A 13,660-nucleotide genomic window follows, 5' to 3' on the forward strand; every position below is an offset into this window, starting at 1 on the left:
GCGGGCGCCTCCGGTGGGCCAGAGCGTTACGCCTGGCGCTTATCTTCGGTTTGCGTTTCGAAGTCGCTGGCGGCATGGCGCTCATGAAGCTGCTCATTGAGCGGGCCAGAGGTACGGTTAACCATGCGTCCACGCTGTACGGCGGGGCGATTGCCAACATCCTGCGCCCAACGCAGCACGTTTTTATAGCTTCCGGCATCAAGGAATTCGGCGGCATTATAGACATTCCCCAGCACCACGTTGCCGTACCACGGCCAGATGGCCATATCGGCGATGGTGTACTCTTCTCCCGCCACAAAACGACCGCGGGCAAGCTGCTTGTCCAGCACGTCAAGCTGGCGTTTGGCTTCCATCGTAAAGCGGTCTATCGCGTATTCGATTTTCACCGGCGCATAGCTAAAGAAGTGGCCAAAGCCGCCGCCGAGGAACGGGGCCGCGCCCTGCAGCCAGAACAGCCAGTTGAGGGTTTCAGTGCGTCCTGCCGGATCTTTTGGCAGGAAGAAACCGAACTTTTCCGCCAGATAGAGCAGGATGCTGCCGGATTCAAAAACGCGGGTCGGCGGAGTGGTGGAATGGTCGCGGAGCGCCGGGATTTTTGAGTTTGGATTAACCTCGACAAAGCCGCTGGAGAACTGATCGCCTTCACCGATGCGAATCAGCCAGGCGTCATATTCCGCGCCGCTAACGCCTAACGCCAGCAGCTCTTCCAGCATGATGGTCACCTTCTGGCCGTTGGGCGTCCCCAGCGAATAGAGCTGAAGCGGATGCGCGCCCACCGGCAGCTCCCGCTCGTGCGTTGCGCCGGAGACCGGGCGGTTGATATTGGCGAATGCGCCGCCGTTGTTTTGCTTCCATTCCCACACTTTAGGTGGCTGGTAGTTATTCTCTGACATGCTGATCTGCCTTTTTAGTGAGGTGTTGAAGTCGTGACGTTACCGTGCCGGAGCGCCGGTCTAAGCCAGAATCCGCGCGGCCCATACGCTGACGTCGTCGCCGCTGCCGAGATCCGCCTGCACCAGGCCATTAATCATAAAGGTCGGCGACACGTGGATGCCGTTCTGGCGGGCGTATTTGCTATGCCATTTGATCTCGTTTTGTAGCTCGGGGCGGGCAAACGCCGCGGCCAGCGAGACGCGGCTATAGCGTTCAAGACGCTCAATAATCTGCTGCGGCGTGGCGTCCATATTCGGCCCGCTACAGTGGTCGGTAAACTCAAACTCTTCGCGGTGGTCGGCGACGGCTTTAAGCACCTTATGCGCCTGCTCGCGGCCGTGCGGGAGAGTTGACGCGGCGAGAATACAGCGGACGATGACGCCGGAAAACAGATGCCACGGTTGAGACTGCAAACGTATTTTGATCGTCACGTTATCTGCGCCAACTTCATCCAGCAGGTCATCAAGCTTATTAAAGGCGCGAACGGAATAGGGGCATGTGGGTTCAAGGAACACCTCAAAGGTGCGTGGCCCATGACCCCAGACCAGCGGTTGGGCGGTCAGATGCGAAGGTGTGCTCATTGTCGGCTCCTGATAATTTTTTTATCTCAAATAACGATATCACTTTTGCCCGGGGGCGCAGGCTTATTTTCCTTAAGGGCACGATTAGCGAATCGAATGAGTGGTATCATCACTTCACCTCTGTCTGGTAAGTGCCTGCGGCAGGATAAGAAGAGGGAGTTTTGTTTCGCCAACTGCCCGGGCTGCATTAATTTGAGGTCAGGCTAAATGAGCAAAGGTTCGACAAGCAGTGACGCCCCGTTTGGTACACTATTAGGCTACGCACCGGGCGGCGTGGCGATTTATTCATCTAATTACAGTAGCTTAAATCCGCAAGATTATCCGGATGACGCCACGTTCCGCAGCTATATCGGTAATGAGTATATGGGGCATAAATGGCAGTGCGTGGAGTTCGCGCGCCGCTTTCTGTTCCTCACCTACGGTTTTGTTTTCACCGATGTCGGCATGGCCTACGAGATTTTCTCCCTGCGTTTTTTACGCGAGGTGGTCAACGACAATATTCTGCCGCTGCAGGCGTTCGCCAACGGCTCTCGTCGTCCGCCGATCGCCGGCTCGCTGCTGATCTGGCAGAAAGGCGGCGAGTTCAAGCACACGGGCCACGTGGCGGTCATTACTCAGCTGGTAGGGAACAAGGTGAGGATCGCCGAACAGAACGTGATTCACTCGCCGCTACCGCAGGGGCAGCAGTGGACCCGCGAGCTGACGCTGGAAGTGAAAAATGGCCTCTACACGATTAAAGACACCTTTGCCGATACCGAAATCCTCGGCTGGATGATCCAAACCGCCGATACCGAACACAGCCTGCCGCAGCCAGTGCTGCCGGGTGAGGCGATGGCGATTAAAGGCGCGCGGTTGCCGAACAAAGGCCAGTTTCGCGGCAACTGGCTCAACGAGAAAGATTCCCTGCAAAAAGCCTATGTCGAAGCCAACGGCCACGTCATCAATAAAGACCCTTACCAGTATTTCACTATTACCGAAAGCGCCGAGCAGGAGCTCATCAAAGCCACCAACGAGCTGCATCTGATGTACCTGCACGCTACCGACAAGGTGATGAAGGACGATAGCCTGCTGGCCCTGTTTGATATTCCGAAAATTCTCTGGCCGCGCCTGCGCCTCTCGTGGCAGCGCCGACGCCATCATATGATTACCGGTCGTATGGATTTCTGTATGGATGAGCGCGGGCTCAAGGTGTATGAGTACAACGCCGACTCCGCGTCCTGTCATACCGAAGGCGGGCTGATCCTCGAACAGTGGCTGAAGCAGGGCTACTGCGGCACCGGCCATAACCCGGCGGAAAACTTGCTCGATGAGCTTGCCGGAGCGTGGAAGCACAGCCGGGCGCGCCCATTCGTGCACATCATGCAGGATAAGGATCTGGAGGAGAACTACCACGCGCAGTTTATCCAGCGTTCGCTGACGCAGGCCGGTTTCGAGAGCAAAATTCTTTACGGCCTTGATGAGCTACGCTGGGATGCCGCCGGGCAGTTAATTGATGCCGATGGACGCCTGGTTAACTGCGTCTGGAAAACCTGGGCATGGGAGACCGCCATTGAGCAGGTGCGCGAAGTCAGCGCCGACGAGTACGCGGCGGTGCCGATCCGTACCGGGCACCCTGATAATGAAGTGCGTCTGATTGACGTCCTGCTGCGCCCGGAAGTGTTAGTCTTCGAGCCGCTGTGGACGGTTATCCCCGGCAACAAGGCGATTTTGCCAGTGCTTTGGTCGCTGTTCCCTAATCATCGCTATCTCCTGGATACCGATTTTGTGGTCAACGAGCAGCTGGCGGAAAGCGGCTATGCGGTTAAGCCAATCTCAGGCCGCTGCGGCAGCAATATCGATCTGATTGGCCCGCAGGATGAAGTGCTGGATAAAACCAGCGGCCAGTTTTTCGATCGCAAAAATATTTACCAGCAGCTGTGGTGCCTGCCGAAGGTGGATGGCAAATACATCCAGGTTTGCACCTTTACGGTTGGCGGTAACTATGGCGGTACCTGCCTGCGCGGAGACGATTCTCTGGTGGTCAAAAAAGAGAGCGATATTGAGCCGCTAATCGTGCTAAAAGACAACGATAGCCGTTAAATTTTATCCCGGATTACGGCGGTGAGCGCCTTATCCGGGCTGCGGTTCTCGTCACCTGCGGCATTTGTAGCCCGGGCAAGGCGCATCGCGCCGCTCCCGGGGGAAGGCCGCAGGATGCTGAAGAATATCCCGGAGGCGATGCTGCGCATCTGTCCGGGCTACCGAACATACGAACCCGTAGCCCCAGTGAGCATAGTGCGACCGGGGGAGTTATCGGTAAAAAACAGATAAAACATCACAACAACAAGACAGAAAAGGAAAATAGTATGCACGATCGGCGACTCGCCGCCCGCGCGGGTGAACTTAAGCCCTCCGCCGTCCGCGAACTCCTCAAGCACAGTAAACTGCCCGGCGTGATCTCCCTGGGCGGCGGCATTCCGGCTCCGGAGCTTTTTGATACCGAAGGCCTGAACCTGGCGGTGCAGCAGGTGATGAACGGGCGCTTTAACGATGCGTTCCAGTACGGTTTGACCGAAGGTTATCCGCCGCTGCGTCAGGCCGTCAGCGAACTGTGTCAGGCGCGCGGCGTGGACTGCCCGGCAAGCCACGTTTATATCACTTCCGGTTCGCAGCAGTCGCTGGATATCGTCGCCCGCACGCTCCTCGATCCGGGCGATGCGATTGTCGTTGAGCGCCCGACCTATCTGGCGGCGCTGCAGGTCTTCCAGCTGGCGCAGGCCAATATTCTCAGCGTGGATACCGATGATGACGGCATGCTGGTGGAACAGCTGGCCGATCTGCTGGAAACCACGCGCGTGAAAGCCGTTTACCTGGTGCCGACGTTTGGCAACCCAGGCGGGAAGACCCTCAGCGAAGCGCGCCGTCGTCGCCTGGTTGAGCTGGCGAAAAAGCACGACTTCGTGATCATTGAAGACGATCCGTACGGTGAAATCAGCTTCACCGATGAAGTGCGCCGTCCGCTGTATCAGCACGCGGTTGAACTGGGCTGTGTCGATCAGGTGGTGTATACCTCCACCTTCTCCAAGATCCTCGCGCCGGGGATGCGTATTGGCTGGATCGTGATGCCGGACTGGCTGGCGCAGCAGACGGTGATCGTCAAGCAGGCGGCGGATCTGCACACCAACATGCTATCGCAGGTCATCACTGCGGAATACCTGAGCATGAACCGTCTGGAAAAGCAGATTGCCCTGATCCGCGAAGATTACCGCAAGAAGTGCGTGGCGCTGGCCGACGCGCTGGAATCGCAGCTTGGCGAGCATCTGGAGTTCAGCCGTCCTAAAGGCGGTATGTTCCTGTGGGCTCGCTTCCGCTATCCGTTCGATACCATGGAATGGATGAAGAAAACGCTGGAAAACGGCGTGGTCTACGTGCCTGGGGAAGCGTTCTATAACGACAACCCGGATACCCGCACGCTGCGTCTCTCCTACTCTACGGTATCGGCTGACGGTCTGATGACCGCCGTCGAGCGCCTGGCGAAATCGCTGTAATCGCCTTGCTTCGCGCCGCTGGTCGGCGCGGAGCGCTCTCCGCCCACGTTTCTTCTATTAACGGCCTGAATTCAGGCTAATCCTTGCCTGTCCGGCGAGCGCAATGAGGGGAGCTGAAGTTGAATGGCGTGAGCGGTTTTGGCATCGCCCGTCATCGCTGACGACGGGCGAGAGAAACGTAGTGCTGGGGTTCTGGCGGCTTATCGCCAGCCCGGGGTTTAATCCTGGTCGGCAATGCGATCGTCAAGCCAGATCAGCATCAATGAGGAGAGAAAAGCGACAGCGATGGTACCAATAGCTAACAACATAAGAAGCCTCAGGGGTTTTTATTATTTTTCTGCTTTTACCGATGAGCGATTGTTTCTGTCCGTAATGGTCACTTTTGTGGCTGATTGTGAGGTGGCGAGGGTGAAGAAATCGTCAGCATCAATATCGAAATTGAGAACGATTTCTCTGTATTTGCCACAGTTCATTAACTCTTTTGCTTCTTTCATACTACTGGCGGTAATAGTAGGCATCAGTTTCATCTCGTTTAAAAACTGAGAAGCAAAATAAGAGCTAGTCGCTACCAGATCAACTACTTTTTCTGGTAAAGGCAACCGCAGTCGTCATGAGGGCTGCGGCTGTCCATCACCTTGTGAAACATCATTTCTGTTTTACCTTTCCTTTCAGCGCTGCGTTTTACGCCGCGCGCCTGTTTAGCGTGAACGCTGTTTTTCGCTCATCAGCTGGCGGCAGCGCTGCTGATCCTGGCCGAGGCTTTTCTGCTCTTCCGGAGTGAGCTGCTGCCAGGTGTCCAGCATCCGCTGGCCCAGCGCGGGAACGTAATGGGCTTTATGCAGCGCATAATCTGAATTGCCGCCTTCAATGATATTTTCCATATCGCGGAGAAATGTCTGGCTATCCTGGTGGTCGATCACGCAGAAAACGGAGCGGTAGTACGCTTCGTCCTCTGCGGAGTAGCGCGGCGTGAACCACCAGATAAGCAGGGCGATAAGCGCGATAAGCGGGATAATAAAAGCGAGTTTCTTCAGCATGAGTGATTCAAAAAAGCAAATTGAAGAACCAGTGTAACCGCTGCAGGCACAGGATGTAAGCGCCGTCGCGGGCCGGCAGCCTGACTCCAGCCCGCTGCGGTGTCGGTCAATAGCCGACCCGATAGATCCGCCCGCTCTGAACGCCTTCCACGCTGCGACGGTAGGCCTGAGCCACGCTGGCGGCAGGGACGCTGGCAAAGCCGGGGAAGAAACCGTCGTAGGCTGCCGCCGATTCCGTTAATACAGTGGGGCTAATCAGGTTAATACGGATCCCGCGCGGCAGTTCACAAGCGGCGGCGCGAACAAACCCCTCCAGCCCGGCGTTCACGGTGGTGGCATTGACGCCCTGAGCGATAGGCTCATGCGCCACGATCCCGCTAATCAGCGTAATCGAGCCGCCATCGTTAAGATAATGCTGGCCGGTCAGCGCCAGGCGAATCTGCCCCAGGAGCTTATCCTGTAAGCCCTGGTTGAAATCGCGATCGGTCATGGTCGCCAGCGGGCCAAAGAACAGATTACCGGTGGCGGAAACAATCGCGTCTACCTGACCGATTTTCTCAAACAGGCTCTGCACGCTCTGCTGTGAGGTGATATCAACCTGATAGTCGCCCTGAGTGCGGCCGACGCGAATAACTTCATGACGCTGGTTTAATTCTTGCGCAACCGCGCGGCCAACGGTACCGCTGGCGCCAATAACGATGATTTTCATAGCAGGTTCCTCTCTCGGATGAGAGGCTATTCTTTAATAAAACAGATAGCGGATAAACTGGCTGAAAGTTAAATGATTACTAACCTGAGGTTTGTAATATGGATAAGCTACGGGCGATGGAGACCTTTATTGCGGTCGTGGAGTGCGGCAGCTTTACCGACGCCGCGGCGCGGCTCGAGATGTCGGCGGTGATGGTCGGGAAATATATCGCGCTGATCGAACGGCAGCTTAATACCCGTCTTCTTGAGCGCAATACCCGCCGCCAGAGCCTCACCGACGCCGGGCGGGTCTATTTTGACGAGGCGAAACGCGTCCTGGAGCAGGTTTCAATCGCCGAGAGCGCGGTGGAGAGGCTGCGGATCGCGCCCGCGGGCACGCTGCGGGTAAGCGCGCCGACGTCGTTTGGCGCCTGCGTCATTGCTCCGCTGACCGCCACGTTTCTGCAGGCATGGCCCGACGTGCGCGTGGAGCTGGATCTGACTAACCGGATGGTCGATCTGGTGGATGAGGGGTTCGATTTGGCGATCCGCATCGGCGAGATCCGCAATAGCGATCTGGTGGCAAAATATCTCGCGCCCTACCGGATGACGATCTGCGCCGCGCCCGGGTATTTAGCCCGCTACGGTACGCCGACGACGCCTGCTGACCTGGCCGATCACCTCTGTTTGTCGCATACGGTGTGGACCGCGCGCAATGAGTGGAAGCTGCCTGGCGCGGAGGAGGGCGTCCGCTGGAAGCGCGATGCCGTCCTGCGCTGCAATGACGGCTATGCCCTGCGAACGGCGGCGATCGCCGGGGCCGGACTGGTGTTGCAGCCGGAAGTCCTGCTGGCCGATGCGCTGGAGAGCGGTAAACTGGTGCGCGTGCTGGAGGCGTATACCCCGCAGCCGAGGCCGGTTCACCTGCTCTGGCGGCAGGATCTGCGGCCGCTGCCGAAGCTGACGCGCTTTGTTGAGCATCTTCTGCAGGGGCAACGCCAGAACGGGCGGACCGCTTAATTTTCTGCCGGGCGGCGGCCTGACGCTATGGGGGTCTTGTTGGCCCGGCAAGGCGTCAGGCACCGCCGGGCAATCTGCTTAGTCGCGCAGCGCGTGGCGCCAGTCGGCGATCAGATCCTGCGGATCTTCTATCCCTACCGACAGACGAATCAGCTGGGGAGTAATGCCGTTGGCTAAACGCTGCTCCAGCGGGATCGATACGTGGGTCATGCTAAACGGCTGGCTCACCAGGCTTTCCACGCCGCCGAGGCTCTCTGCGAGCGTAAACAGCTTCAGCTTGCGTATGATCCGCTCGGCGTAGCCATCGTCGCCTTTGACCACCACGGAAATCATCCCGCCGGGAAGCGCCATCTGCCTGCGCGCCAGCTGATGATGCGGATGCGAGGCCAGCCACGGGAACCAGACCCTTTCGACCTGCGGCTGCTGCTCCAGCCACTCGGCAAGCAGCAGCGCATTGCTGCTGTGGCGCTCCATACGCAGCGCCAGGGTACGAATACCGCGCAGCGTCAGGAAACTGCTGAACGGATCGAGCACGCCGCCAACCGCGTTTTGTAGATAGCCCAGCTTTTCCGCCAGCGCAGCGTTGTCGCCGACCACCGCCAGTCCGGCGACGACATCGGAGTGGCCGTTAAGGTACTTGGTCGCCGAATGCACCACGATATCAAAGCCCAGCTCAAGCGGACGATGGATGGCCGGCGAGGCGAAGGTGTTGTCGGTAACGCTGATAATATTGTGCCGCCGCGCAATGGCGGCGATGGCGCTAAGGTCGGCCAGCTTAAGCAGCGGGTTGGTCGGCGTTTCAACCCAAATCATGCGCGTATCGGGTTGAATAGCCGCTTCGATGGCCGCCAGATCGTCGGGCTTCACCCAGCTCACCCGCAGGCCGGCGCTGCGGCGACGAACGTTTTCAATCAGCCGGTATGTGCCGCCGTAAACATCGTCGACGGCGACCAGGTGGCTGTCTTTATCCAGCAGCTCCAGCACGGTTGAGATGGCCGCAAGGCCGGAAGCAAAGGCGTAGCCGCGCGTGCCGCTTTCCAGGTCGGCAATCGCCGTCTCCAGCGCGTGGCGCGTCGGGTTGCCGCTGCGCGAATATTCGTACCCGGTATGCTGGCCCGGCGCGGGCTGGGCAAAGGTGGAGGTGGCATAAATAGGCGGCATCACCGCGCCGTGTTCATCGGTAAATGTGCCGCTATGTACGCTCAGAGTATGCAAATTTGTCATTGAGAAGTCCTTACTGTTCGAGTCGGTTACGCCAGGTGGTCAGCACATCGCTGCGGGTAATGAGGCCAAGAAAACGATCGTTGTCGGCGATAACGGCCACCAGACCGCGATCGAAAATGGCCTTCAGCGCGCTTTCCGGCGCGTGCTTATCCAGGGTCTCCACGTTACGGGTCATCGCTTCCCTGACCGGCAGAGAAAAGCGCTGACTGTCACCCTGGACGTGGCTAATCAGATCCCATTCGTCGACGATGCCGACGACGCGGCCGTTTTCCAGCACCGGTAGTTGTGAGATGTCGTAGAGACGCATACGCGCGAGGATGGCCGCCAGGGTATCGTCCGGCGCGGCGGTAACGGTTGCCCCTTCGTCGTGGCGCAGAGCGATAAAATCGCTGAGATCGCCGCGCGAAGGGCGGCTTAAAAAGCCCTGCTGGCGCATCCAGTCATCGTTAAACATCTTTGATAAATATTTATTGCCGCTGTCGCAGGCGAAAGTCACCACGCGTTTAGGGGATGTCTGCGACCGGCAGTAGCGCAGGGCGGCGGTGAGCAGCGTTCCGGTAGAGGAGCCTGCCAGAATGCCTTCAACCTGCAGCAGCTGGCGGGCAGTGGCGAAAGCTTCGCTATCGGTGACGCGGTATGCGCTGCGGACGCTCTCAAGATGGGCCAGCGGCGGAATAAAGTCTTCGCCGATCCCTTCAACCAGCCAGGAGCCGGTTTCACCGTAGCGCCCGGTTTCGACCTGGTCCGCCAGAATGGAGCCCGCCGGATCGGCGAGGATAAATTCCGTTTTCGGGGAGTGTTCAGCAAACCAGGCCTGTAGCCCACCGAGGGTTCCGCCGGAGCCGACGCCGACGACAATCGCGTCGATATCGCCCTCCAGCTGCCGGAAGATTTCCGGGGCAGTGGTGGTGGCATGCGCCAGCGGGTTAGCCTCGTTATTAAACTGGTCGATATAAAAGGCGCCTGGCGTTTCGTCGGCAAGACGCCGGGCGTAGTCCTGATAGTAGGCGGGATGGCCTTTGTTAACGTCCGAGCGGGTAAGCTGTACCTGCGCTCCCAGCGCGCGCAGGTGGAAAATCTTCTCGCGGCTCATTTTGTCCGGCACCACCAGGATCAGGCGATAATTTTTCTGCGCGGCGATCAGCGCCAGCCCGAGGCCGGTATTGCCGGCGGTGGCTTCGATAATCGTGCCGCCGGGTTTTAATTTTCCTTCGCGCTCTGCCTGCGTAATCATGGATAGCGCGACGCGGTCTTTTATCGAGCCGCCGGGATTTTGATTTTCCAGTTTCAGAAACAGGCTGCAGGGGCCGGTATCCAGCTTATGAAGCTGCAGCAGGGGAGTATGACCAATCAGGTCGCTAACGGAATGAAAAACTGTCATAACATTTTGCCCATTCGTATCGAGATGATTTGAATGGTAGGGCTGCAAAATTGGCATTTTAAAGAACTTTTGTCTGCCGCTAAGAGCAAAAAGGAATATAAGATGCTTTTTAGCCGTCCGGAGGGAAAGGTTGTTAGCCGCCTGGGCGTGTCGATTTCCAGAATAGCGCGCTTTTGCCCGGTTTTTCGCCGAATTATCCGTTTTTACGCGCTGCTTTATCTCTATTTCGGAAAAGGATTGCCAAAAATATTCGATAGTTTCCAGCGGCAATTTTCAGGTGCCAGCGAAAATATCAGCGCCGGTATACCGGGACATTGTTCAACGGAACAAATTCAGATGGATGAATTATTCCTGATAAGATGCTCCTTCTCGTTTCAATAAAAAATATATATCAGGAACCCTTTTTCCAAAAATATCCTGCCCTGCAGGTTAATCAGCCAGGAAATTGTCTGGTACGATCCAGTTAACAGAACAGGAACATAATTTATACCTGAAAGACATATACATGTAATGATTCAGTCGTAACCAGTTACAAGGAAGCTACTATGAATAAAAACGACATGAGTCCTTTACCTACCAATACCCACGAGTGGTTTTTTAATCGTAACAGCATCATCATTTTGCTCGATATTGTTCTGTTTATCGTTCTCTACAACACGCTACCCTATGAGCCGAAGGTGGTCATGGGACTGAGTATGCTCGCTTTTATCGCCGTATTATGGTTAACGGAAGCGCTGCACGTGACCGTTACGGCAATAATGGTTCCCGTTATGGCTGTGCTGTTGGGAGTATTTAATACCCAGGCGGCGCTAAACAGTTTCGCTAACTCTACGATATTCCTTTTCCTCGGCGGCTTTGCTCTGGCGGCGGCGATGCATGTGCAGGGGCTGGATAAAGTCATTGCCGATAAAGTATTAGCGATGGCGAGGGGCAAAATGAGCCTCGCGGTCTTTATGCTGTTTGGCGTGACGGCGCTGCTGTCAATGTGGATCAGTAATACGGCGACGGCCGCAATGATGATGCCGCTGGTATTGGGGATCCTGAGTAAAGTCGATGGCAAAAACAGCCATTCGACCTATGTGTTTGTGCTCCTGGGGATTGCCTATAGCGCCAGCATTGGCGGGATGGCGACGATCGTCGGCAGTCCACCGAATGCGATTGCCGCCGCCGAGGTGGGGCTCTCCTTCTTTGACTGGATGAAGTTCGGTTTCCCGGCAATGATCGTCTTACTGCCTGTCGCTATTGCGATTCTTTACCTCGTGTTCAGGCCGGAACTTAAGGGAACCTTTGAAACGAATACTGAGCAGGTCGATTGGGATAAAGGCAAAGTTGTCACCCTGGCTATTTTTGGCCTTACCGTATTCTTCTGGATTTTCAGCGGACCCATTAACGACCTGCTGGGCGGTTTTAAATCCTTTGATACCATTGTGGCATTAGGCGCCATTATATTAGTCAATTTCGCCCGGGTGGTTCACTGGAAGGATATAGAAAAAACGGCTGACTGGGGCGTGCTGTTATTATTCGGCGGCGGTATCTGCTTAAGTAATGTGTTGAAAGAGACGGGCACCAGTCTGTTCCTGGCAAACCAGATTAGCGGGATGGTGGCTCATATGGGGATATTTATTATTATCCTGGTGATTGCAACATTCGTGGTGTTTCTGACCGAGTTTGCCAGTAATACGGCCAGCGCCGCTTTGCTTATTCCCGTATTTGCCTCAGTGGCCGAAGCGTTCGGCATGTCGCCTGTGATTCTGTCGGTATTGATTGCCATTGCGGCTTCATGCGCTTTTATGCTGCCCGTGGCGACGCCGCCAAACGCTATCGTTTTCGCCACCGGCCATATCAAGCAGCAGGAGATGATGCGCGCCGGCCTGTTTTTGAATATCGCCTGTATCGTCGTTTTGACCGGTTTTAGCATGTTGTTTTGGTTATAACTTAAACGCAGCGCGGCGGTCATTGCAGGCCGCCGTGTCGGGGTGACTCTCTTTGAGCGACAGGCGGGGCGCGCTTTTGTCATCGGCGACATCGCCAGTATAAAGCGATGCCGGGCATTAACGATTAAGCCAATAATCTAGGGCAGCGTAAAGGTGACCGTTGCCGCCGCGCTCCATGCGCCTGATGAGGTCTGATTTAACGCTTTCCACTGTGCCGTCAACGACTGTGGCGTTTGCACGGTATGGGTATAGGTTGCCCCTGAACAGACATTGGTGTTGGTATTGTCGCGCATTATTCGAAAATCGATTTGCCCTGTTGCCGCACAGCTCCAGGATTCAATAACGTTAAAGTTTTCTGATGCGCCAAACTTGCGGGTTAAATTGCCCTGTCCGGTTACGGTAAGCGGCTGTTCCATATAGGTGGTGCGCCACGCGGAGATAGTTCCGGTGTTGAATACCGTGCTGGGGAGAATTTCTATCGCAGCAATATTGCGTATATTAACGGCGATAGTATTGGTGATAGGTAAGGCCGGTGAATAACTGATCGTCGGGGCGTAGGCGGGTCGTTTGCCTGAAGGCACCAGTATAAAAGAATGGCTGATTGTCGATCCACTGGCCAAAGATGTAAGGGCGCCTTGCGTTACAGTGCAGTAAAGAAAGACACTTGGTGGCGTTGCGGCAGAAAGTGTAGCCTGCAGATTTGTATCGTAGGAGGATGATGATGGCATTGTCGTGAAAGTCTGACGTGGGTAAGTAAGCGTTGTTACACCGACATTTGCTGAATCTGGACGGGTCAAGGATCGAGTGCTTTGTGACCCATTATTATTAGATTTCAATTGAACGAAAGTACCAAACGAACTTATAACGTATGGTTCATTCCCCGAACCGAAAAAAGATTTACATGTGGCACCTTTGCCCATGCGTATATCGTAATTGACCTTAAAGGTGAAGCAGCCGTTTATGGTAAGAGATGCACCGCTGGCGGTTGCAGTACAGGTTCCCCTGGCATTAATTGAGGCGGCGGCAGCTGTGGCGACAGTGTTACTTGTCATGCTATAAGTATGCGATCCCCAGTAAATCAGCCCATTTTCTTGAACATAATTACCACTACCGATGGCGGGTGCCCAAAAAACTTTTTCACCGTCAGGGATTACCGACGCGCTGGCCGTAACGGTCTTTGGCGTCAGCGTGACGGTTATCGGATCGGTAGTATAAGCGCCGGTTACTGGATCAAACGATCCGCTTTTAACCTCGGGGGTGACGGTGAGTGCCGTTACGGTAGTAACGAACATAAAAACAAACCACTTCATTCTATTCTTCCTCGTAAGGCGTGCTA

Annotated in this window: 14 protein-coding genes; 6 read left to right on the plus strand and 8 right to left on the minus strand. The window is 55.9% G+C overall.

The window, feature by feature from the left end; all coding sequences use genetic code 11:
• Positions 1-26: 26 nt before the first annotated feature.
• Complete coding sequence (gene yghU / locus ABLV75_RS01710) at positions 27-893, minus strand: glutathione-dependent disulfide-bond oxidoreductase (protein WP_004105799.1); 867 nt, start codon at positions 891-893, stop codon at positions 27-29.
• A gap of 60 nt (positions 894-953) precedes the next feature.
• A complete protein-coding gene (locus ABLV75_RS01715) occupies positions 954-1,514 on the minus strand; it encodes a thioredoxin domain-containing protein (RefSeq protein ID WP_004105797.1) in 561 nt (186 codons plus the stop codon).
• Between ABLV75_RS01715 and ABLV75_RS01720 the strand changes: the two genes are divergently transcribed.
• From ABLV75_RS01720 to ABLV75_RS01730, 3 genes are all read left to right on the plus strand, one after another.
• A complete protein-coding gene (locus ABLV75_RS01720) occupies positions 1,514-1,645 on the plus strand; it encodes a hypothetical protein (protein WP_306344562.1) in 132 nt (43 codons plus the stop codon). The two genes, ABLV75_RS01715 and ABLV75_RS01720, sit on opposite strands and share 1 nt — an antisense overlap.
• A gap of 76 nt (positions 1,646-1,721) precedes the next feature.
• Positions 1,722-3,593 (plus strand): bifunctional glutathionylspermidine amidase/synthase, encoded by a 1,872-nt coding sequence (gss, locus tag ABLV75_RS01725; RefSeq protein ID WP_004105796.1) that lies wholly within the window; start codon positions 1,722-1,724, stop codon positions 3,591-3,593.
• 266 nt (positions 3,594-3,859) lie between these two features.
• Positions 3,860-5,041 carry a PLP-dependent aminotransferase family protein gene (locus ABLV75_RS01730; RefSeq protein WP_004105794.1) on the plus strand — a complete coding sequence of 394 codons (1,182 nt, stop codon included), beginning with the start codon at positions 3,860-3,862 and terminating at the stop codon, positions 5,039-5,041.
• Between the two features lie 329 nt (positions 5,042-5,370).
• Here the strand turns inward: ABLV75_RS01730 and ABLV75_RS01735 are convergent, their stop codons facing one another.
• The 3 genes from ABLV75_RS01735 to ABLV75_RS01745 form a co-directional block, all read right to left on the minus strand.
• Positions 5,371-5,559 carry a hypothetical protein gene (locus ABLV75_RS01735; RefSeq protein ID WP_004105789.1) on the minus strand — a complete coding sequence of 63 codons (189 nt, stop codon included), beginning with the start codon at positions 5,557-5,559 and terminating at the stop codon, positions 5,371-5,373.
• A gap of 180 nt (positions 5,560-5,739) precedes the next feature.
• Positions 5,740-6,078, minus strand: coding sequence for a hypothetical protein (locus ABLV75_RS01740; RefSeq protein WP_004105787.1), 339 nt, complete (start codon positions 6,076-6,078; stop codon positions 5,740-5,742).
• 106 nt (positions 6,079-6,184) lie between these two features.
• Positions 6,185-6,787, minus strand: a complete 603-nt coding sequence (locus ABLV75_RS01745) for a short chain dehydrogenase (RefSeq protein ID WP_004105785.1) — start codon at positions 6,785-6,787, stop codon at positions 6,185-6,187.
• Between the two features lie 98 nt (positions 6,788-6,885).
• Between ABLV75_RS01745 and ABLV75_RS01750 the strand changes: the two genes are divergently transcribed.
• On the plus strand, positions 6,886-7,785 hold the full coding sequence (locus ABLV75_RS01750; RefSeq protein WP_004105783.1) for a LysR family transcriptional regulator: 900 nt from the start codon (positions 6,886-6,888) through the stop codon (positions 7,783-7,785).
• 78 nt (positions 7,786-7,863) lie between these two features.
• Here ABLV75_RS01750 and ABLV75_RS01755 read toward each other — a convergent pair whose 3' ends face one another.
• Both ABLV75_RS01755 and ABLV75_RS01760 read right to left on the minus strand, forming a co-directional pair.
• Positions 7,864-9,009 carry a PLP-dependent aspartate aminotransferase family protein gene (locus ABLV75_RS01755; protein ID WP_348854878.1) on the minus strand — a complete coding sequence of 382 codons (1,146 nt, stop codon included), beginning with the start codon at positions 9,007-9,009 and terminating at the stop codon, positions 7,864-7,866.
• Positions 9,010-9,019: 10 nt separating this feature from the next.
• Positions 9,020-10,390, minus strand: coding sequence for a cystathionine beta-synthase (locus ABLV75_RS01760; RefSeq protein ID WP_004105779.1), 1,371 nt, complete (start codon positions 10,388-10,390; stop codon positions 9,020-9,022).
• 33 nt (positions 10,391-10,423) lie between these two features.
• Between ABLV75_RS01760 and ABLV75_RS01765 the strand changes: the two genes are divergently transcribed.
• Positions 10,424-10,771, plus strand: a complete 348-nt coding sequence (locus ABLV75_RS01765; RefSeq protein WP_224238653.1) for a hypothetical protein — start codon at positions 10,424-10,426, stop codon at positions 10,769-10,771.
• A 164-nt stretch (positions 10,772-10,935) separates the two neighbouring features.
• On the plus strand, positions 10,936-12,324 hold the full coding sequence (locus ABLV75_RS01770; RefSeq protein ID WP_004105776.1) for a DASS family sodium-coupled anion symporter: 1,389 nt from the start codon (positions 10,936-10,938) through the stop codon (positions 12,322-12,324).
• Between the two features lie 137 nt (positions 12,325-12,461).
• On the opposite strand, the gene ABLV75_RS01775 is transcribed toward ABLV75_RS01770, so the two are convergent.
• On the minus strand, positions 12,462-13,634 hold the full coding sequence (locus ABLV75_RS01775) for a hypothetical protein (RefSeq protein ID WP_004105775.1): 1,173 nt from the start codon (positions 13,632-13,634) through the stop codon (positions 12,462-12,464).
• Between the last annotated feature and the right edge of the window lie 26 nt (positions 13,635-13,660).

Source organism: Klebsiella sp. CN_Kp066 (assembly GCF_040065135.1).
Taxonomy (GTDB): Bacteria; Pseudomonadota; Gammaproteobacteria; order Enterobacterales; family Enterobacteriaceae; genus Klebsiella; species Klebsiella oxytoca.